The sequence below is a fragment of the Novosphingobium sp. CCH12-A3 genome (assembly GCF_001556015.1).
GTDB lineage: Bacteria > Pseudomonadota > Alphaproteobacteria > Sphingomonadales > Sphingomonadaceae > Novosphingobium > Novosphingobium subterraneum.
On record NZ_LSIA01000242.1, the window covers coordinates 61,211 to 81,468 of the forward strand.

The following is a 20,258-nucleotide window of genomic DNA, read 5'->3' on the forward strand; positions in this document are numbered from 1 at the left end:
GAACTCGAAGGGTTGTTCCACCGTTACGGCGCTTGTGTTGCACTTGTCGCCTTGGCCTAAATACCCCATGAAGCGGGCAAGATGCGGGAACTGACCGATTTCCAGATTGAGGCCTCTGCGCAAGGGGAAGGCGCGAAGCTCGCCTTCCGCGGGCCGATGACGGTGTCCTCCCTGGGCCTGGCCGATGCGCGGCTGCGTTCGCTGGGCGAATCCGTCGCCGCGATCGACCTCTCCGGCGTCACCCGCATGGACACCGTCGGCGCGTGGACAGTCTGGCGCCTCTCGCGAGATAACGACGCAAAGATCATTGGTTGCAGCGAGGAAGCGCAGAAGCTGGTCGATGCAATCCGCAAGGCCGATTCGAACGATCATTCAGTCACCGCGCACCGCCTGCCGCTGCTGGAACGCGTGCCCGCCCATGTCGGCATGGTCATGGCCGGGCTGGGCCAGGGTGCGCTGCAGGTGCTGGGCTTCCTTGGCCAGGTGATCCTTTCGGCGGGCACCCTGCTGCGCCATCCCTCACGCTTCCGTGGCAAGGCTCTGGTCCACCAGATGGAACTGGTCGGCGTCAACGCGCTCGCCATCATCGGATTGATGAGCTTCCTCGTCGGCATCGTCATTGCCCAGCAAGGTGCAGTGCAGTTGCGTCAGTTCGGGGCGGAGATCTACACCGTCAACCTCGTCGGCCGCCTGACCTTGCGGGAGCTTGGCGTGCTGATGACCGCGATCATGGTCGCCGGCCGCTCCGGTTCTGCCTTTGCCGCGCAGCTTGGCACGATGAAGCTGACCGAAGAGGTCGACGCCATGCGCACCATCGGCGTATCTCCGATGGAGGCGCTGGTCGTTCCGCGCATTGCCGCAACGATGATCATGATGCCGCTGCTCGGCTTTTATTCGGCCTTCCTTGGCATCATTGGCGGGGCTTTCCTGTCGAGCCTGACGCTGGGCATCCCGTTCTTCACCTTCCTCGCCCGTGTCCAGGAAGTCGTGCCGCTGCACGATGTCTGGGTTGGCCTCACCAAGGCGCCCGTGTTCGGACTGATCGTCGCGCTGGCGGGCTGCTACCAGGGCATGCAGGTCAAGAACAATGCCGAGGAAGTCGGCACTCGCACCACGGCGGCGGTGGTCATGGCGATTTTCACCGTCATCGTGCTCGATGCGTTCTTTGCGGTGTTCTTCACGAATATCGGGTGGGGCTGATGGACCAGGACGCCGCCACCGCCGAGCAGCTGATCGACCTGCCCGATCCGTTCGAGGGCAAGTATCCGATCCGCGTGCGCGGTGTGCGCAATGTCTTTGGCGATCACGTGATCCACGAAGGCCTCGATCTCGATGTGCGTCGGGGCGAGATCCTTGGCGTTGTCGGTGGTTCGGGCACCGGCAAGTCGGTCCTCATGCGCACGATCATCGGCCTGCAGATTCCGGAATCGGGCGAAGTCGAAGTGCTCGGCAGTTCGATCACCGATGCCCGCGATGATGAAGACATCGACATTCGCAGCCGCTGGGGTGTGCTGTTCCAGGGCGGCGCGCTGTTTTCGACCCTGACCGTGGCAGAGAACGTCGAAGTTCCCCTGCGTGAATTCTTCCCGGAGATCAGCGACGAGCTGCGCCACGAGATCGCGCGCTACAAGGTCCTGCTCTCTGGGCTGCCCGCCGAAGCGACAAGCAAGTATCCGTCCGAACTTTCGGGGGGCATGAAGAAGCGTGCAGGCCTTGCCCGCGCGCTCGCGCTCGATCCCGAACTGCTGTTTCTTGACGAGCCGACCGCCGGACTCGACCCGATCGGCGCGGCCGCTTTCGACCAGTTGATCCTCAAACTGCAGCAGACGCTTGATCTCACCGTATTCCTGATCACCCACGATCTCGATACGCTCTACGAAATCTGCGATCGGGTGGCGGTGATCGCGGACAAGAAGGTGATTGCCGTCGGCACGATCCCGGAACTGCTCGCGCTCGATCATCCGTGGATACAGGAATACTTCAACGGACCGCGCGGACGTGCGGCGCAGGATGCCCAGGAACGGCACGATACTGCGCGGCATGAAGCCACGCTGGCGACTAATTCGGACGTTGGGCGTTCTTCGCCTGATCCTGAAGGGGCATAAGGACTAGGCGATGGAAACGCGCGCAAACCATATCTGGGTCGGGCTGGTCACGCTGGCATTGCTGGCGGCGACGGCCGTGCTGACCATCTGGATCGCGCGTCTCAACCAGGGCGACCTCAACGAATACGACATCTTCTTCAAGCAGTCGGTCGATGGCCTTGCCAAGGGCTCGGAAGTCTCGTTCTCGGGCGTGCCTTCAGGCCAGGTCAAGGACATCAAGCTGTGGGAGCGCGACCCGGAATTCGTCCGCGTACGCATTGCGGTCGATCGCAAGGTGCCGATCCTGCAGGGCACAACCGCCAGCCTGCTCGGCAGCTTCACCGGCGTTTCGACGATCCAGCTTTCCGGCGCAGTCAAGGGCGCCCCGCCGATCGCTTGCCCCAAGGAAAACAAGCGCGCCACCTGCCCCGAAGGCGTGCCGGTCATCCCGACCAAGCGCTCCGGCCTTGGCGAAATCCTTTCGAACGCCCCGCTCCTGCTCGAACGCCTCGCCACGCTGACCGAGCGCCTGACCATGGTGCTGTCGGACAAGAACCAGAAGTCGATCGAGAATATCCTCGCCAATACCGATCGCATGACCGGAAATCTTGCCGATGCCTCGCCCGATGTGAAGCGCACGCTGGCCGAACTGCAGGCAACGCTGCGGCAGGCCAACTATACCCTGGCCAGCTTCGAGAAGCTGACCAACTCGGCCGACAATATGCTCAACAACGATGCCAATGGCCTGGCCAAGCAGCTTCGCCAGACGTTGAAATCCGCTCAGGGCGCGGCTGACGAATTGCAGGGCACGCTCAGCGAGGCCCGCCCGGCCGCACGGCAGCTCAACGAACGCACGCTGCCCGCTGCCGAAGCCGCGATCCGCGATCTTCAGGCGACGACCAGATCCCTGCGCGAAGTGACTGACCGCCTGAACGATCAGGGCGTCGGCGGTTTTGTCGGCGGCCCCAAGCTGCCCGACTACAAGAACTGAGGAGGCGATGAAGATGATCCGTAAAGCCCTAGTCGTCCCCGCACTCCTTGCCGCACTTTCGGGCTGCGTCAGCCTGGGCCCGAAGGTGCCCGATACGCTGCTCGCCCTGACCCCCACCGCTGCGCCTGCTGCGGGCAGCACCACCAGCGGCACGTTTGCCAATGCGCTGGTGGTGATGGAGCCCTCGGCCGAAGCGCGCCTCGCGGTCACCCGCGTGCCGGTGCAGATCGACGACGCCAACGTCGCCTATCTCAAGAAGACAATGTGGGTTGAACGTCCCTCGCGCCTGTTCCAGCGCCTGCTGGCCGAAACCATCCGTGCACGCGGCAGCCGCCTCGTGATCGAGAACGATCCGGGCGCTGCGGGTCTCCACCTCTCGGGCCGCCTGCTCGACATGGGCTATGATGCGCGCACCATGTCCGCCGTGGTCCGCTACGATGCAGTCAAGGAAAGTGGCGGGCGTGTCGAAACGAAGCGCTTTGAAAGCACAGTGCCGGTGACCGAGGCCGAGGCGAAGTATGTCGGCCCGGCGCTTAACGAAGCCGCCAATGCCGTGGCCAAGCAGGTGGCGGACTGGGTCGGCTAAGGATACAACTGTTGCGCCCCCTCGCAGGCGGGGGCCTCAGTCGGTTTACTGAAGGGTTTTGTAACAGCACCGAGGTCCCCGCCTGCGCGGGGACGCAGCGGTTTACTTGATTGCCAGCCCCGCAAACCGCGCCGCCGCAGCAAAAGCGCCAGCGCGCTTTTCGCGCCGTTCCATGGCCTCGGCGTCCTTGCCCCAGAGTTCTGCCTGCCAGTCCTCCTCGAGGTTGGCGGCGTCCCACAGCGCGTCGAGATCGGCGTCGGGTCGCAACGCGGCAAGGCCGATCACCAGCGATGCGGTAAGGCTCGTCGTGTTGCGCAGCGCGGCAAGCTGGAATGCATCGAGCGCTTCGAGTTCATCGCGCAAGGCAGCCAGCGTCTCTACCGGCTGCGGCTTGTGGATGATGCCGGTCACGCGCACGAACTGCACGCCCAGCCGCGCTTCGGCGCTCGCCAGCAGCGGCTCCCACATCATCCGCTGGCGCGCGGCGAAGGCCTCATCCGGCTCGGCGCGGTAGCACAGCGTGTCGGTTTCGGCGTAGGGCAGGATCTCGGCGATGACCTGCGCCGGGCCGCCGGCAACGACATCGATCGCATAGTCCGCCATGTCGCGGAACAGGAACAGCGCCGGATCGATCTCCTCGCTCTGGCGCGCCCACTCCGCCGCCATCGCTTCGGCAAGCGCCTGTGTCGGCACGACTTGCGGTCTGCCCCCCACGGTCTTGATCGCTCGCCCGTCGAGCCTCACTCCGAAGCCGCCGTCTGCCGCCTCGACCGTCACTGCCTTGTAGAAACGCTTCATTGTCTATTCCGGAGTACGCCATCGCCGCGCCACGATGCGCGGCAGGAAGAAGAAGTCCCACAGGCCGACGAGAGCCAGGACGATGCCTGCAATCGGCGGGAGCGCAGCCAGCGGCCCCGGTCCCTTGCCAGCCTGCACCAGTACGCCCAGCAGCACCAGCAGCGCGCCGGACAGCCGCACCACCTGCAGCGCGAAATAGCGCCCCATTGCCGGGTCTCGGGCCGGGTCTCTGGGCGCAGGATCGCTCATGCAATTCTCCCCAGCAGGGCACGCAAGTCCTCGATGCTCGTCGCTACCGCCTCGGCCCCGGCCTCGATCAGTTCCTCGGTCTCGTGATAGCCCCAGTCCACGCCGAACGATCGCACGCCCGCGTTCACGCCCATGTGGATGTCATAAACGGTATCGCCGATCATTGCCGTGCGCGCACGATCCGCGCCGGCATCGGCGATGCACTGTTCGATCATCGAAGGGTCGGGCTTGGAAGGGTGCCGGTCCGCAGTCTGCAACGAGACGAAGTGGCCGGTCAGCCCATGGGTGGCGAGGCAATGGGCCAGGCCCCGGTCCGACTTGCCGGTGGCGACGGCAAGCTGCCAGCCTTGCCCGGCCAGCTCCTCGATCAGCCCGGCAATGCCCTCGTAAAGCGGCTCTGCGACGGCGCCTGCTGCCCGCCGCGCGCGGAAGGCGTCCTTGTAAAGCTCGGTCAGGCTGGCATGCTCGTGGTGCTCGCCCTCAGGGTGCAACTGACGCATCGCCTCGTGCAGCGAAAGGCCGACGACGCGGCGGGTCAGCTGGCGTTCGGGCGGTATCAGGCCCGCCGCCTTGAACGCCGCGTCCATTGCCGCGCAGATGTCGGCCTGGCTATCGACCAGCGTGCCGTCGCAATCGAATATGGCCAGCTTCAAGAAACAAGCCTCCGCATCAGTTCGGCAATGGCCGGCGAGCCCTCTGCCTCAAGCCCGGCCGCCACGCGTGCGCGCTCGTCGGCGCTCTTGTTCTGCGATAGCTTGAAGGTCGGTCGCCATGCCAGCACTTCCATCTCGAAGCCGACGATGCCGCCCATCATCGCACGCAGCTTGTCCTCCGGCATCTTGTCCATCGTCCAGGGCGTGCCCTCGGACAGCCGTGCCTCGTGCGCATCGGAGACCGTTTCGAGAAGCCCTCGCAACCCGTCCTGATCCATTCTCCGCACCCTACCTTCCATCTCGAGCGCAACGTAGTTCCACGTCGGCACTTGCGCCGGGTCGGCATACCAGCGGGGGCTGACGTAGCCATCCGGCCCGTTGACCACCGCCAGCGCCATCATCCCGTCGAGATGTTTTGTGAGAGCATTGCCGCGTGCGAGGTGGAACTGTACCGCGCCGTCCCCCGTGGAATGCAGTGGCACATGGGCGACGCGCGGCCCGTCCGGCACCGTGGCAAAGACCATCCCGAACCCGATCTCGGCAATCAGCGCCTCGAACAGGTCGCGGTCGTCGTGCCGGAAGGACGGGTTGGGGTGCATCAGTCCTTCCGTGCTCTGGGTGCGGGCTTGCCCGCCGGCGCTCTACGCGCCGCAGCTGGCTTGCCGGCGGCCTTTCCTGCAGGCTTGGCAGGTCCCTTCTTCACCGCACTGCTCTTGGGAGCTGTGCCCTTCGCAGAAGCGGCCCGCTTGCCGGTGGGCTTGCGTCCGGCACTGCCCGCGCCCTTTTCGCCGTCCGCGCGCTTGCGGCGTTCGCCCCGGCGTTCCTTGCGGTATTCCTTGGCATGCTGCTTGGCCGCGCGCTTCTGGAAGGTCTTCTCGTCCAGCAGCTTTGGCGCTTCCAGCGGCAGGTCACCGTCTTCCTCGTAGAAGCCGAGGCTAGCCATGCTCGCGGCGAAGTGCGCGGGCAGGGGGGCGGTCACGTCGATCAGGTCACCCTCGGGATGCTCGATCCGCAGGCGGCGGGCGTGGAGGTGCATCTTGCGGCTGATCGTGCCGGTCAGGAACGCGGCCTGCCCGCCGTACTTGCCATCGCCGACGATCGGGTGCCCGATCGCCGCCATGTGCACGCGCAGCTGGTGGGTACGGCCCGTCAGCGGTTGCAGTTCGACCCACGAGGCCGAATTGCCGGCGCGGCTGATCACGCGGTAGCGGCTGCGCGCCGATTGGCCCTGGCCGCTTTCATCGACCATCATCTTCTCACCGCCCGTGCCCGGCTGCTTGGCCAGGGGCAGTTCGATCAGCCCGTCCTTCACTTCGGGCACGCCGACGACCAGCGCCCAGTAGATCTTGCGTGCCGAACGGCCCGAGAAGTGCTTGGAGAAGAACGCCGCGCTGCCGGGCGTACGCGCGATCAGCAGGACGCCCGACGTGTCCTTGTCGAGCCGGTGGACCAGACGCGGGCGCGGTTCGCCATCGGCGGCATAGGCATCGAGCAGCCCGTCGACATGCTCGTGCGTGCCGCTGCCGCCTTGCGTTGCCAGGCCCGGCGGCTTGTTGAGCACGATCGCGGCGCGGTCCTTTTCCAGCACCATCGATTCGGCAAGCTGGATCTGTTCTTCGGTCAGCGGCTTGCGCACGCGCTGGCCCTTGATCCCGGCGCCTACCGGCGTGGCATTGCCGGGAGGGACACGCAAGGTCTGGCCCGCTTCAAGCCGGGTATCGACATCGGCGCGCTTGCCATCGACGCGGATCTGCCCGGTGCGGGCCCAGCGCGAAACGGTGGCAAAGCCGACCTGTGGCAGGTGACGCTTGAACCAGCGGTCCAGACGCGCGCCCGCATCGTCGCGGCCCACGGTGAACTGGCGGACGTTGTCGTCCGGAACCTTGCCGCGGCTCATGCTGCACCTCGCATCATCGAAAGGCCAAGGAACAGCCCGGCCACGCCGCCAAGCAGCGAGCCCAGGGCATAGAAGCCGGCCATGCCATAAAGTCCGCGCTGCATCAGCATCGCCGTTTCAAGGCTGAAGGCAGAGAAGGTGGTGAAGCCCCCAAGCACGCCGACGCCCAGCAGCAGGCGCAGCGATTCGCTGCCGTCCTGCCGCGCCAGCCATCCGGCCAGCAGCCCCATCAGCAGGCTGCCGCTGACGTTGATCAGGAAAGTGCCCCATGGGAACACGGTGTTGGGACCGGAAAACGCAGTTACGGCGCGCCCCGCATGATAGCGCAGCATGGCGCCGATGCCGCCACCAAGGGCGACGAGGGCAGTTGCCGTCAATGTATTGGGAGAGTTCATCCGCCGCCCTTAACCCCGTGGCCTGCAAAATGCACGACTTTGCTTGCCTTTGTGGGGCGTTTTGACTAATGGCGCTCCCGTTCGGGCCGGTCCTGTACGGATTCGGCTTGCTTTGTGTTTCCAGATTCAAGGTGACTCCCGCCGGTTTCGCGGGCTCTCGCCGTCAGATTGAGGTGTAGCGGTTTATGCAGATTCTCGTTCGCGATAACAACGTCGACCAGGCTCTTCGTGCACTCAAGAAGAAGCTGCAGCGTGAAGGCGTGTATCGCGAAATGAAGCTGCGTCGTCACTTCGAGAAGCCCTCGGAAAAGCGCGCTCGCGAGAAGGCTGCCGCGGTTCGCCGCGCCCGCAAGCTCGAGCGCAAGCGCCAGGAGCGTGACGGCGTCAAGTAAGACGGATCGGGGCGGAAACGCTCCATCTGGCTACTTGCCGTAAGCGCCCTGATGGGCCAAGAGGGCGCCGCACTCCGGCGCCCTTTTTCGTGGGCTTCGGTCAGGTCATTCGAATCATCCGGCGCGATTCGGGCGAATCGCGCTCCAGGGGGAAAGCATGTCGGAAATCACCCGCGTTCCGCTCCAGCCCGTTGCCAAGGGCTCCGTCGGCAAGATCTGGCTCGGCGTCATTGCCGCAGTCCTGCTCGGTTCGGGCGTGGCCTATGCCACCCGCTATCAGGGCATCGAGATCGAGACGGTCAAGGCCGGCACCGGCGCTTCGCCGACCAAGGCTGATGTCGCGCTGATCAACTATGTCGGGCGTCTCGCCAGCGGCAAGGAATTCGACCGGGGCCAGAACGCGGTCCTCCCGCTCGAGACCGTGATCCCTGGCTTCTCCGAGGGCCTTTCGAAGATGCAGAAGGGCGGCAAGTACGTCCTCGAGATCCCGTCCGAGAAGGCCTATGGCGCCGAGGAAAAGCGCAATCCGCAGACCGGCGAAGTGGTGATCCCCGCCAATTCCGACCTCGTCTTCGAGATCGAACTGCTCGATTTCCGCAGCGCTGCCGAAATCCAGCAGCAGCGCATGATGCTCGAACAGATGCAGCGCATGCAGGGCGGGGCCGGTGGCGCAGAAGGCGGCGCTCCGGGCGGCGTGCCGATGCCCGAAGGCGCTCCGCAACCCTGATCCTGGCCGGGCGCCCTCATTGGGCGGCCTCGGCTTGAAGCACGCCGTGCGCTCTGGTAGCGCGCGGCGTTCCTTTTTTCTTTCCGATAAGAGTATCCGCCATGTCCGTAGATACCGCCACGGTGGCGAAGATCGCCTCGCTGGCCCGCATCAAGGTTACCGAGGCCGAGCTTGACGCGATGGTCCCCGAACTCAACGGCATCCTCGCCTGGGTCGAACAGCTCGGCGAAGTCGACGTGACCGGGATCGAGCCGATGACCGCCGTCATCCCCAACCACCAGCGCCTGCGCGATGACGTGGTCAACGCCGATCCGCTGACCGGCGGCGATATCCGCGATGCGGTGCTGGCCAACGCGCCCGCGCCAGAACATGGCTTCTTCGGCGTGCCCAAGGTGATCGAGTGAAGCGTTCTGCTCCCATCCTTCGACAGGCTCAGGATGAGCGGTCTTGGGATGAACTCCTGTTCCCGCTCGTGCTGAGCCTGTCGAAGCACGCTTGCGCAAGCCCCGGATTGACGAACTGATGACCAACCTTACTGATCTCGGCATTGCCGCCATCCGCGATGGCGTGGCCAAGGGCGAGTTTACCGCCACCGAAGTCGCCACCGCGTTCAACGCGGCGGTAGAGGCAGCACAGCCTGCCCTGAACGCCTTCATCGTCACCACGCCCGAAAAGGCGCTGGAAGCCGCTGCAAAGGTCGATGCAGACCGTTCGGCGGGCAAGGTACTGGGCAAGATGGCTGGCGTGCCGATCGGCATGAAGGACCTGTTTGCCACCAAGGGCACGCAGACCACCGCCGCCTCGAAGATCCTCGAAGGCTTCAAGCCCGAGTATGAGTCGACCGTTTCGCAGAAGCTGTGGGACGCGGGCGCGGGCATGCTCGGCAAGCTCAACCTCGATCAGTTCGCGATGGGCTCCTCGAACGAGACCAGCGCTTTCGGCAACGTGATCTCGCCCTGGCGCCGTCCGGGTGACACGGCGCCGCTGGCCCCCGGCGGCTCGTCGGGTGGTTCGTCATCTGCCGTCGCCGCGCGCATCGCCCCTGCCGCCACCGGCACCGACACCGGCGGCTCGATCCGCCAGCCTGCCGCCTTTACCGGCATTTCCGGCATCAAGCCGACCTATGGCCGCTGCTCGCGCTGGGGCGTCGTCGCCTTCGCCTCCTCGCTCGATCAGGCAGGCGCGATGGCCCACGACGTGACCGACTGCGCGATCATGCTCGAAGCCATGGCCGGATTCGATCCCAAGGATTCGACCAGTCTCAACCTGCCGGTGCCCGAATGGACCGAAGGCCTCAACGCCGACATGCGGGGCAAGAGGGTCGGTATCCCGCGCGAATACCGCCTTGATGGCATGGACCCGGACGTGGCCAGGTCGTGGGACGACGGCATCGCCTGGCTGAAGGACGCGGGCGCCGAGATCGTCGAAATCTCGCTGCCGCACACGAAGTACGCGCTGCCGACCTATTACATCATCGCTCCTGCCGAAGCTTCGTCGAACCTCGCCCGCTATGATGGCGTGCGCTACGGCCTGCGCGATCTGCCCGACGGTGCCGGCCTGCAGGACATGTACGCTGCCACCCGCGCTGCCGGCTTCGGCCCGGAAGTGAAGCGCCGCATCATGATCGGCACCTATGTGCTTTCGGCCGGCTTCTACGACGCCTACTACACGCAGGCGCAGAAGGTCCGCACCCTGATCTCGCGGGACTTCACCAACGCGTTCATAGACGTCGACGTGATCCTCGTCCCGACCGCGCCGTCCTCAGCCTTTGCGCTGGGAGAAAAGAGCGCCGATCCGCTGGAGATGTACCTGAACGACGTGTTCTCGGTGCCCGCCAGCCTTGCCGGCCTTCCGGCGATGTCGGTGCCCGCCGGGCTTGACCGCAACGGCTTGCCGCTCGGTCTTCAGGTCATCGGCAAGGCGTTCGACGAGCAGGGCGTGCTCAACGCCAGCCTTGCCATCGAACAGCGCGCGCAGTTCACCGCACGACCGGAGAAGTGGTGGTAAGCCAGTCGACCGACGGGAGCAGCGCAGCCAAGCCCTTGCGCTATCCCGTCCTCGATGCCTTGCGCGGTCTTGCGGCGCTGGGGGTGGTGTTTCACCATATCCCCGCCGTGGCTGGCATTTCCGCTGCGGGGTTCGATGCGAACTTCGGCCGCATGGTCGACCTGTTCTTCGTGCTGTCGGGCTTCGTCATCGCCGCGTCCTATGGCGCGAAGCTCTCGGCAGGCTTTTCGTTCTCCCGCTTCATCTGGCTGCGCTGGGGCCGCGTGTGGCCGCTGCATGCGGCGATGCTCACCGTTTTCGCGCTGTCGATGCTGGCGCTGGGGCTGATGCGGCCGGAGTTGCGCACCCATGGCCTGATGGCGGGGGCGGCCGATCCGGCCGACCTGCCGATTGCCTACCTGCTGCTGCAGGGCGTGGTGCCTTCGCTGGGTGTCATCTGGAACCACCCAAGCTGGTCGGTATCGGTGGAGATGTTGCTTTACCTGCTTGCGGCCGCAGGCTGGCGCGCGGGCGGACAGCGCAGCTGGATGGCGTGGTTGGCGCTGGCCGTGGCCGTGCTGACATACGTTGCGCTTGGCGGACCGTTCTACGGCCTGGCGTCCAACATCGGGCGCGGCATTGCCGGGTTCGGCCTGGGCCTCGCTCTTCATCGCGCTTACCAACGCTCGACGCCGCCGACCCTGCCGGTCTCCCTGGCGACCGCGCTGGAAGGGGCTGCGCTCCTCGCTCTTGGCGCGGTGCTTTGGGGCAGCGGCAGTCTCATCGCCTTCGATCTTGCCGCCACTGCGCTGGTGGCCTTGGCCGCACTCCAGCGCGGGCTCATTTCGCGCCTGCTGTGCGCAGCGCCATTCCAGTGGCTCGGAACGATGTCCTATGCGCTCTACATGGTCCACGTCTTCGTGATCGGCCGCGTGTTCGATCTGCTGGCCGTGTTCCAGCCGCGCCTGGGGCTGATGATTGCCGATTCCACCATTGGCGGGGCAGACGCCCTGACCGGCCCGGCTTGGCAAGCTGACAGCATGAAACTTCTCATCATGGCACTGTGCCTGATCGTCGCCGTGCCTTTTGCCAGGCTGATCGAGCAACCGGCGCGCAGCTGGTCGCGCCGCGTGGCTGGGCGACCGGTGCCCAGGCCGGCGATTTGACCCCTTTCCAACCCATCCCTCACACCTTATCGGGCGGATCATGAGCGAATATCGTATCCAGGGCGCAACCGGCGAATGGGAGGTCGTGATCGGCCTCGAAGTCCACGCGCAGGTCACTTCGAATGCCAAGCTGTTCTCGGGCGCGGCCACCGCTTTCGGGGCCGAGCCGAACACGCAGGTCAGCCTCGTCGATGCGGCAATGCCGGGCATGCTTCCCGTGCCGAACATGGAGTGCATCCGCCAGGCGGTGCGCACCGGCATGGCCATCAACGCGCAGATCAACAAGTGGTCGCGGTTCGATCGCAAGAACTACTTCTACGCCGATCTTCCGCAGGGCTACCAGATCAGCCAGCTCTACCATCCGATCGTCGGTGAGGGCTCCATCGAGATCCAGCTTGACGACAAGAACCCGGAATCGACCAAGACGATCGGGATCGAGCGGATTCACGTGGAGCAGGACGCCGGCAAGCTGATGCACGATCAGCACCCGACGATGTCCTATGTCGATCTCAACCGCTCCGGCGTCGCGCTGATGGAGATCGTCAGCCGTCCGGACATGCGCTCCCCGGCCGAGGCTGGAGCGTACCTTTCGAAGCTGCGCACGATCCTGCGCTATGTCGGCTCGTGCGATGGCAACATGGACCAGGGTTCCATGCGCGCCGACGTCAATGTCTCGGTCCGCCGCCCCGGAGAGCCTTTCGGTACTCGTACCGAAACCAAAAACGTCAACTCGGTCCGCTTCGTCATGGCCGTGGTCGAACAGGAGGCCAAGCGCCAGGTTGCCCTGATCGAGGATGGCGGCACGGTGGTGCAGGAAACGCGCCTCTACGATCCTGACCGCAACGAGACCCGCTCGATGCGCTCCAAGGAAGACGCGCACGACTATCGCTACTTCCCCGATCCCGATTTGCTGCCGCTCGAACTCGATGATGCCTTCCTCGAGGATTGCCGCGCGAGCCTGCCGGAACTGCCCGACGCCAAGCGCCACCGCTACGAGACCGCGCTGGGCCTCTCGGCCTACAATGCCGGTGTCCTGACGGCCGATGTCGAAACCGCGCGCTGGTTCGAAGTGCTGCTGTCCGAAACCGCGGCAAAGGCGAAGAAGAGCGAAGCCGATGTCGCCAAGCAGGCGGCCAACTGGCTGATCTCCGAACTGTTCGGCGCATTGAACAAGCTCGGCAAGGGCCTCGACAATTCGCCGATCAGCCCGGCAGCAGGGGCCGAACTGCTCGCTCTGATCGCCGACGGCACGATTTCGGGCTCCATCGCCAAGCAGGTGCTGGAAAAGATGCTGGAAAGCGGCGACGGCGCTGCCGCCATCGTCGAGCGCGAAGGCCTCAAGCAGACCTCCGACACCGGCGCCATCGAAGCCGCGATCGACGGCATCCTTGCAGCCAACGCCGACAAGGTCGAACAGTACAAGGCGGGCAAGGAAGCCCTGTTCGGCTTCTTCGTCGGCCAGACGATGAAGGCGATGCAGGGCAAGGCCAACCCCGGCGTCGTCAACGAACTGTTGAAGAAGAAGCTGGGGTGATATTGTGGGACGGCCCCATTGCGGGGCTTGTCCTGTATCGTTAGCATCGCCCATGGCTGCGAAGTGCAGCGGTGGGGGTCTATGCATGAAGACAATTGGGGCGGTTCTTGCCTGCGCGCTGGTTTCGGCAGGTCCGGTCTGCGCAAGTGCGCAGGAAGTAGCAAAAGCTGACGTAATGACGGCAATTCCGGACGAGGCCAGTGTGCCGATGCCGGACCTTGACTTTAAAACAACACCGCTGATCGAAGCTGATTTCGACAAGTACTACGTTTTCAACCGGTCAGAAACCTCATTTGCAGAGGCGCTGACTGACATCCGCGAGTGTGACAATCTCGCGCGGGGCCTGGATTCGGGCTACCGCTATCAGCAGGCTTCATACCCGTATCAGTACACAATGGCGGGGGCAGTGGGGGGCGCGATCGGCAATGCGCTGGTTGCCGCAATCTTTGGCTCAGCCGAAAAGCGCCGCCTGCGCCGCGTCAACATGCGCCGCTGCATGCATTACAAGGGCTATTCTCGCTATGGCCTCGCCAAGGAGAAGTGGGAGCCGTTCAACTTCGAAGAGGGGCTTGATGGGGTGAAGGAGGGCGAGCGTCAGAAACTGTTGGCGCAGCAAGCAAAGGTCGCTTCGGGTGCGGCTCCGGCAGGAAAGGATCTCGGGCTGTGAGCACATTCAGAACAATTGCTGTAGCGGCGGCATTCGCCCTTCTGCCCGCTGTTGCGCAAGCTGCAGATGATGAAGAACGATGGGTCACCGCGGCAATGGCGGACAAGCCGCAAGTCGTCTTCGATCCTGCCAAGGCCTATGTCCTCGTACAGGCAGATTATCAGGTCAGCCCGCTGCTGATGCGCAGACCGTCGGCCGATGAGGCAGCGAGGCATGAGGCCAAGCGCGCGTCCGAACTGGCCAAGGAGCATGCCAAGTGGGTCAAGAAGCATGCAGACTGGGAACGCACCATCGCAGCTCTGGCAAAAATCCAGGGGGCCGATCGGCCGAAGGAACCCCAGGAGCCGACTGACGCCAACTTTCCATGGCCGCCGTATGAGCAGGTCCATCCCGTATATATCGGGCCGCAGAATCGCTTTGCCAAAGCCAACGGCGGCGCGTCGGTTTACCTTCAGGAAGTCGAGCCAGGCGAATACACGTTTTATGGCAACGTCGGATTTGGCGTCCCTGGAGGAACTTGTGCCTGTCTTGGTACAGTTGCCTTCCGCGCCGAAGCGGGCAAGGTCACCTCGCTTGGCAAGATGAAGCTGCCGGCTTTGGATTCGCTGAAAGGCCCCAAGGAGCAGCGTATCAAGACGACGCTCGACCTGCCCGAAGGTCCGACCTTGCTCGCTTTTGAGCCCGCAGCGGTCAGTGATCCACGCATTCCCGCCGACAAGATCGTTCCAGCGCGTTTCACTCCGGTAAGTCGCATGCCCAACTGGTTCGGTCTGGAAGTGGACCGATTGACCGCCATCGCAGGCGTCATGCGCTATGACCGGGACAAGGTGGTTGATCTCACCGCTTCGGCGCCGCCTGCAGCGCCCTGAAATTCCGCGTGGGGAGTCGGGCTTTGTGCCCGCTCCCCCGTTTTGCAATCTGGAAAGTTCAGACCCGCGTCCCTTCCATCGGGAATGTGCCGAACATGCCTGCCGTGACCTTACCGGTCAGGGTGTCGCCCTCGATCGTTGCGGTGCAATCCAGCGTCATCGGCATGGGCACGGTCATCTTCATTTGCCAGGTCAGCGTGTTGCCATCGACCTTGCCGTTCTCGACTTCCATCGAGCCCATCTGGCCGGCGTTGGTGCCGGTGAAGCTGTCGCCATCGACGTTGACGGTGAAGGTGCTGGTCTGGTCGCCCATCGGGGTGTGGGTCACGCAATTGTAGGTGCCGGCAACGGACATTGATGCTCTCCCATTATGGTGTGCTGAGCGAAGTCTATCTACAAACGTGTCAATAGCAAGGCAGGCCTCGTGACGAAGCGTTGCCCCGGTTGGCGGCACGAAAAAAGGGGCGCGCTGGCCGCACGCCCCCCAATCCGATTCGAGATGCGAAAGCTTACTTCGGCGCGGCCATTTCCTCCACCGGCAGGCCGAACTTGTCGAGCTGCGGCTTCACCTTGGCGGCATCGCCGACCACGACCCAGACCATGCCGTCCGAGTTGATCTTCGAGCGGAACGCCTTGTCCACCTCGGCGGCGGTCATCTTGCCGTAGCGCGCGGAAAGCGTCTCGTAGAAGTCATCCGGGCGCTGGTAGTTGACGATCTTGGCAAGGCCATCGAGCACCGCGGCGCTGGTCTCGAACATGCCGGGCAGTTCGCGGGCGCTGCCCTTGGTCGACCAGTCCAGCTCCTCTGCGGTCACGCCCTTGGTGCTGCCGTACTCGTCGATCTCGCGCTTGATCTCGACCAGGGAATCGCCGGTGCGGTCAGTCTGGACCGGGGCGATGACCTGGAAACGGACCTTGTCGAGCGGTTCGCTGACGCCGTTGTAGGCGCCATAGGTCCAGCCCTTGGCTTCGCGCAGGTTCATGTTGATGCGGCCGAGGAAGTTGCCGCCCAGGATGTCGTTGGCGGTGTTCAGCGCGACGGTGTCATCGGTGCCCTTGGCGTCGATCACCTTGCCGGCCATGATGAACGACTGCGGCGAGCCGGGGCGGTCGACGAGGATCACGCGCGACTTCTGGGCCGGGACCGCGGCGGAGAAGTCCTTCACCGGGCGGGCCATGCGGTTCGAAGGCCAGTTGCCGAAGCTGTCATCCAGCATCTTGACCACCGCATCGAGCGTGGTGTCTCCCACCACGAAGATGCGCGCGGTATCCGGGCGGAACCAGCGGGCGTGGAAGGCCAGCAGGTCTTCGCGCGTCAGCTTCTTGACCACTTCGGCATCGCCCAGGCCGCTCGACGGGAAGGCATAGGGGTGGCTGCCGTAGAGCGTTGGCACGAGCACTCGGGCGGCGAGCGCCTGCGGGCTCTTCATCTCGGCCGAGATCGCCGTGAGCTGCTGGGTGCGCACGCGCTCGAGGTCCGCCGGAGCCAGCGACGGACGGCGCACCACGTCTGCAAGCAGGCCGAGCGATGCACCGAGGTTGGGCGAGAGCGCATCAACTTGGAACGAGGTCAGGTCGCTGGTTGCCGAGAGCGAGATGTTGGCGCCGAGGCGTTCACGCTCACGCGCGAATTCCGAGCCCGAGAGCTTCTGCGTGCCTTCATCCATCAGGCTGAGCAGAAGCGATTCGGTGCCGAGCGCCGACTTCGGATCGGCGGCATAGCCGGCATCGAAGCTGACGCGGACCGAGACGGTCGGCACTTCGGAACGCTTGGCGAAATAGACCGGAATGCCGTTCTTGAGCGTCGCGCGCTGGATCGCCGGGAAGTCGAGCGGCGCAAGCTGGCCGACGGCGGGCAGCTTCGAACGGTCCGCGCCCGCAACTGCCGGGGCAGGCACGCCCTTGGCCGGCATGTCGGGATCGCGGAAGTAGGCGGGCCGCATGCCGGTTGCGCCGTTGGTGTAGAAGCCGCCACGCGCTTCGCCGCCTTCGGTGCGCTCGCCCGGCTCCACCGTCAGCGCGAAGGCGGGGCGGGTCAGCCACTTGCCCAGCGCGGCCTTGACCTCGGCGGGCGTCATCTTGGCGGTGCGATCAAGCTCCTGCCGGTAATGCTCGGGGGTGCCGTTGTAGAGCAGGCCCTCGGCCAGTGTCGGCGCCTTGCCGTTGAAGCCGCCGGTGCGCTCCAGCCCTCGGATCTCGTTGGCGGTGGCAGAGGTTGCGGCGCGCAGCAGTTCGTCCTGCGTCGGGCCGTCCTTGATGAACTTCGCGATTTCGGCATCGAGCGCGGCAGCGACCTTGGCCGGGTCCTGCCCCGGCGTGACATCGGCCTTGATCACGAACTGCGCGGCCTGCGCGAACACTTCGGCATCGGCCGAAACCGCAACGGCGACCTTCTGTTCACGCACCAGCGCGTCGTCGAGGCGCGAAGAGGCGAGGCCGCCCAGCACCGAGGCGGCAAGATCGAGCGGCAGATAGTCGGGGTTGTCGAGACCGGGCACGGCCCACATGCGGTAGATGCGCGTGGTGGCAACCTGATCCTTGATCGTCTTGGCGACGGTGGCGGGAAGCGTCGGCACCGGGGCGCTGACCGGCTTGACCTGCGGGCCCGGCTTGATGTTCCCGAACCACTTGGTGACCTTGGCCTTTGCGGTAGCCGCGTCGATGTCGCCCGAAAGGACGAGGATCGCATTGTTGGGCCCGTAATGGTCGGTGAACCAGCCCTTCACGTCCTCGAGGCTTGCCGAATCGAGGTCGGCCATCGAGCCGATCGTCGAGTGATGGTAGGGGTGGCCCGAGGGGTAGAGGTTTTCGAGCTGTTCGTACTCGACGATGCCGTAGGGATTGTTGTCACCCTGACGCTTTTCGTTCTGGACGACGGCGCGCTGGTTATCGAGCACCTTCTGCGTCACCGCGCCGAGCAGGTGGCCCATGCGGTCCGATTCCATCATCAGCACCATGTCGAGCGCGGCGGTGGGCACGGTCTCGAAGTAGTTGGTGCGATCGAACCAGGTGGTTCCATTGACGTCGGTGGCGCCGACCTGCTGCAGCGGCGTGAAGAAATCACCCGGCACGTTCTCGGTGCCATTGAACATCAGGTGTTCGAACAGGTGGGCAAAGCCAGTCTTGCCCTTGGGCTCGTTCTTCGAGCCGACGCCGTACCACACCGAGACCGCGACCACGGGAGCCTTGCGGTCGGTGTTGACCAGCACGGTCAGGCCGTTGTCGAGCTTGAAGCTTTCGTAGGGAATCTGGACCTTGGCGACGAGGTCGGAGAGCGGGGCAGGCTTTGCTTCCTGCGCAAGGGCAGGTGATGCAAGCGCGGTCGATGCGGCAAGGGCAAGCAGGCTGGCGGAAAGTTTGTGCTGCATGAGTGTCCCGTGAAGTGGCAGCGGACAGGCGCGCTGCGGAGTTGTGCGAGGTCGAAGAGCAGGTCCAGCCTGAATGTCGGCTTAGCCACAGCCCCCAGATTTGGTTTGATTGGAAACTTTCTAGTGCCCATGCTCGCGCGCGCAAGTGGGGCGTGCCCAATGGGCAGGTGCCACGCGATCCGTTTCGACAAACGACAAAGAGAGACCGATGAACGTCAAGCTGCTTGTTTCTGCGCTGTTGCTGTCTGGCGCAGCAATTCCTGCCCTGGCCGAGGAGCCGGTGTTCGATGCGCAGGCCGTGCGTGCGCACGTGACCTTCCTGGCCGACGATCTGCTGGAAGGGCGCGATACCGGCAGCCGCGGTTACGACATCGCCGCCAGTTACGTTGCCTCGCAGTTCATTGCGCTGGGGCTCAAGCCTGCCGCCGCCGATGGCTCATTCTTCCAGAAGCTGACGGTGCGCGAGGCAAGGCTGGATGGCGCGCCGAAGCTCGCGCTGACTTATGGCGGCAAGGAGACTGTGCTGTCCGATACGGCGCAACTGCTGGTGCGGCCCAGCCTGACCGACGCCAAGGTGTCATTCGAAGCGCCGCTTGTGTTTGCAGGCTTCGGTTTCGACCGCCCGGACCTTGGATTCAACGACTACAAGGGCCTCGACGTAAAGGGCAAGATCGTCGTCGTGCTGACCGGCTTTCCCAAGGGCACGCCGAGCGAGCTTGGCGCGCACCTCAATTCCGACAAGGCGATGATGGCGATGAAGCGCGGCGCGATCGGCGTGATCAGCGTGCCGACGATCGAGGATACCGCCCGCCGCCCGTGGGACAAGCGCGTGGCGATTTCTGATGGTCCGGCCAAGGGCTGGGTCGGCGCTGATGGCAGGGCCTTCAGCCGCACGCCGGGTATCAAGGGCGGGGCGACGCTCAACCCCGATGCTGCCGCGCCGTTGTTCGCCGCATCGGGCAAGCCGCTGGCGAAGATTCTTGCAGAGGCCAACAGGACCGGCGGCAAGCCAAAGGGCTTTGCCATGAAAGCCCGCGCCAGCCTGTCCTATGCGCAGACGTGGAAGGACGTGGTCAGCGAGAACGTGGTTGCCATGTTGCCGGGAAGCGACCCGCAGGTTGCGGGCGAGTTCATCGCCATGACCGCGCATCTCGATCACATCGGCGTGCATGGGAAAGGCGAGGACACGCTGCACAACGGCGCCATGGACAATGCCTCGGGAGTGGCGACGATGATCGAAGTGGCGCGTGCCGTGGCGAAGGAGAAGCCCCGCCGTTCGGTGATGTTCGCGGCGCTGACCGGCGAAGAAGGCGGTCTGATCGGCTCGGACTATCTGGCGCGCAACCCGGTCGTGAAGGGTGAGGTTACAGGCCTCGTCAACTTCGACATGCCGGTGCTGACCTACATGTTCAGCGATGTCGTTGCCTTCGGTGCCGAAAACTCGACGATGGGCAAGGTCGTGGCCGAAGCGGCGACAAAGGCGGGGATCAAGCTCTCGCCCGATCCGATGCCCGAGGAGGGGCTGTTCACCCGCTCGGACCATTACCGCTTCGTGCAGCAGGGCGTGCCCGCGGTGTTCATGATGACCGGCTTCGAAGGGCCGGGCGAAAAGGCCTTCCGCAGCTTCCTGAAGGATCACTACCATCAGCCCAGCGACGATCTGAAGCTGCCGTTCAATTGGGATGCCGGTGCGCTGTTCGCCAAGGTCAACTACTACACCGTGATGGGGCTCGCCAACGGGGCCGAACGGCCGAAGTGGTACGCAGGCAGCTTCTTCGGCAAGGAATTCGCGCCCAAGGCTGCGAAGGCCGCCGATCCAGTGAAGTGACGTTGCGCGGGGTGCCCACCCCGCTGCGACCAGGTTCGCTTCGCTCTCCAAGTCTCGCGGCCCTCCCG

The 20,258-nt window shown here is 64.7% G+C and carries 21 protein-coding genes; 13 read left to right on the plus strand and 8 right to left on the minus strand.

What is annotated here, in order from left to right; genetic code table 11:
* Positions 1-81 precede the first annotated feature (81 nt).
* The 4 genes from AX703_RS20045 to AX703_RS20060 are packed head-to-tail and all read left to right on the plus strand — an operon-like array spanning position 82 to position 3,661.
* Positions 82-1,200, plus strand: coding sequence for an ABC transporter permease (locus AX703_RS20045; protein WP_062346656.1), 1,119 nt, complete (start codon positions 82-84; stop codon positions 1,198-1,200).
* Entirely contained in the window at positions 1,200-2,105 is a 906-nt protein-coding gene (locus AX703_RS20050; protein ID WP_062346658.1) for an ABC transporter ATP-binding protein, read from the plus strand. Before AX703_RS20045 ends, AX703_RS20050 begins: the two co-directional genes overlap by 1 nt.
* A gap of 10 nt (positions 2,106-2,115) precedes the next feature.
* Positions 2,116-3,075, plus strand: a complete 960-nt coding sequence (locus AX703_RS20055) for an MlaD family protein (protein WP_039331668.1) — start codon at positions 2,116-2,118, stop codon at positions 3,073-3,075.
* A gap of 13 nt (positions 3,076-3,088) precedes the next feature.
* Positions 3,089-3,661, plus strand: a complete 573-nt coding sequence (locus AX703_RS20060; protein WP_062346692.1) for an ABC-type transport auxiliary lipoprotein family protein — start codon at positions 3,089-3,091, stop codon at positions 3,659-3,661.
* 102 nt (positions 3,662-3,763) lie between these two features.
* Here the strand turns inward: AX703_RS20060 and AX703_RS20065 are convergent, their stop codons facing one another.
* The 6 genes from AX703_RS20065 to crcB are packed head-to-tail and all read right to left on the minus strand — an operon-like array spanning position 3,764 to position 7,653.
* Complete coding sequence (locus AX703_RS20065; RefSeq protein ID WP_062346660.1) at positions 3,764-4,459, minus strand: ATP12 family chaperone protein; 696 nt, start codon at positions 4,457-4,459, stop codon at positions 3,764-3,766.
* A 3-nt stretch (positions 4,460-4,462) separates the two neighbouring features.
* Positions 4,463-4,708, minus strand: coding sequence for a hypothetical protein (locus tag AX703_RS20070; RefSeq protein WP_156452142.1), 246 nt, complete (start codon positions 4,706-4,708; stop codon positions 4,463-4,465).
* Positions 4,705-5,361 carry an HAD-IA family hydrolase gene (locus AX703_RS20075; protein WP_062346663.1) on the minus strand — a complete coding sequence of 219 codons (657 nt, stop codon included), beginning with the start codon at positions 5,359-5,361 and terminating at the stop codon, positions 4,705-4,707. The genes AX703_RS20070 and AX703_RS20075 overlap by 4 nt, the downstream gene beginning before the upstream one ends.
* A complete protein-coding gene (locus AX703_RS20080; RefSeq protein WP_039331677.1) occupies positions 5,358-5,960 on the minus strand; it encodes an FMN-binding negative transcriptional regulator in 603 nt (200 codons plus the stop codon). The genes AX703_RS20075 and AX703_RS20080 overlap by 4 nt, the downstream gene beginning before the upstream one ends.
* Complete coding sequence (locus AX703_RS20085) at positions 5,960-7,258, minus strand: RluA family pseudouridine synthase (protein WP_062346665.1); 1,299 nt, start codon at positions 7,256-7,258, stop codon at positions 5,960-5,962. Before AX703_RS20085 ends, AX703_RS20080 begins: the two co-directional genes overlap by 1 nt.
* On the minus strand, positions 7,255-7,653 hold the full coding sequence (gene crcB / locus AX703_RS20090; RefSeq protein WP_174544564.1) for a fluoride efflux transporter CrcB: 399 nt from the start codon (positions 7,651-7,653) through the stop codon (positions 7,255-7,257). Before crcB ends, AX703_RS20085 begins: the two co-directional genes overlap by 4 nt.
* A 185-nt stretch (positions 7,654-7,838) precedes the next feature.
* Between crcB and rpsU the strand changes: the two genes are divergently transcribed.
* The 8 genes from rpsU to AX703_RS20130 all read left to right on the plus strand — a co-directional run bounded on the left by rpsU (position 7,839) and on the right by AX703_RS20130 (position 14,994).
* On the plus strand, positions 7,839-8,045 hold the full coding sequence (gene rpsU, locus AX703_RS20095) for a 30S ribosomal protein S21 (RefSeq protein ID WP_039331685.1): 207 nt from the start codon (positions 7,839-7,841) through the stop codon (positions 8,043-8,045).
* Between the two features lie 157 nt (positions 8,046-8,202).
* Positions 8,203-8,772, plus strand: a complete 570-nt coding sequence (locus tag AX703_RS20100; protein WP_039331687.1) for an FKBP-type peptidyl-prolyl cis-trans isomerase — start codon at positions 8,203-8,205, stop codon at positions 8,770-8,772.
* 101 nt (positions 8,773-8,873) lie between these two features.
* Complete coding sequence (gene gatC, locus AX703_RS20105; RefSeq protein ID WP_039331689.1) at positions 8,874-9,176, plus strand: Asp-tRNA(Asn)/Glu-tRNA(Gln) amidotransferase subunit GatC; 303 nt, start codon at positions 8,874-8,876, stop codon at positions 9,174-9,176.
* Positions 9,177-9,294: 118 nt separating this feature from the next.
* On the plus strand, positions 9,295-10,779 hold the full coding sequence (gatA, locus tag AX703_RS20110; RefSeq protein ID WP_062346667.1) for an Asp-tRNA(Asn)/Glu-tRNA(Gln) amidotransferase subunit GatA: 1,485 nt from the start codon (positions 9,295-9,297) through the stop codon (positions 10,777-10,779).
* Positions 10,773-11,924, plus strand: a complete 1,152-nt coding sequence (locus AX703_RS20115) for an acyltransferase (RefSeq protein ID WP_197423785.1) — start codon at positions 10,773-10,775, stop codon at positions 11,922-11,924. Before gatA ends, AX703_RS20115 begins: the two co-directional genes overlap by 7 nt.
* A 40-nt stretch (positions 11,925-11,964) precedes the next feature.
* Positions 11,965-13,458 (plus strand): Asp-tRNA(Asn)/Glu-tRNA(Gln) amidotransferase subunit GatB, encoded by a 1,494-nt coding sequence (gene gatB, locus AX703_RS20120; RefSeq protein ID WP_062346672.1) that lies wholly within the window; start codon positions 11,965-11,967, stop codon positions 13,456-13,458.
* Positions 13,459-13,633: 175 nt separating this feature from the next.
* The gene (locus AX703_RS20125; RefSeq protein WP_156452143.1) at positions 13,634-14,125 is read left to right on the plus strand and encodes a hypothetical protein; all 492 of its coding nucleotides are present in this window, start codon (positions 13,634-13,636) and stop codon (positions 14,123-14,125) included.
* Positions 14,122-14,994: a hypothetical protein gene (locus tag AX703_RS20130; RefSeq protein WP_062346676.1), complete on the plus strand. Its 873-nt coding sequence runs from the start codon at positions 14,122-14,124 to the stop codon at positions 14,992-14,994. Before AX703_RS20125 ends, AX703_RS20130 begins: the two co-directional genes overlap by 4 nt.
* A gap of 58 nt (positions 14,995-15,052) precedes the next feature.
* Here AX703_RS20130 and AX703_RS20135 read toward each other — a convergent pair whose 3' ends face one another.
* Together AX703_RS20135 and AX703_RS20140 are read right to left on the minus strand one after the other, a co-directional pair.
* Positions 15,053-15,349, minus strand: coding sequence for a hypothetical protein (locus AX703_RS20135; RefSeq protein ID WP_062346679.1), 297 nt, complete (start codon positions 15,347-15,349; stop codon positions 15,053-15,055).
* Between the two features lie 154 nt (positions 15,350-15,503).
* Positions 15,504-18,362 carry a pitrilysin family protein gene (locus AX703_RS20140; protein ID WP_062346680.1) on the minus strand — a complete coding sequence of 953 codons (2,859 nt, stop codon included), beginning with the start codon at positions 18,360-18,362 and terminating at the stop codon, positions 15,504-15,506.
* A gap of 208 nt (positions 18,363-18,570) precedes the next feature.
* Here AX703_RS20140 and AX703_RS20145 point away from each other — a divergent pair, with 208 nt between their 5' ends.
* Positions 18,571-20,190, plus strand: coding sequence for a M28 family metallopeptidase (locus AX703_RS20145; protein ID WP_062346681.1), 1,620 nt, complete (start codon positions 18,571-18,573; stop codon positions 20,188-20,190).
* The last annotated feature ends 68 nt before the right edge of the window (positions 20,191-20,258 follow it).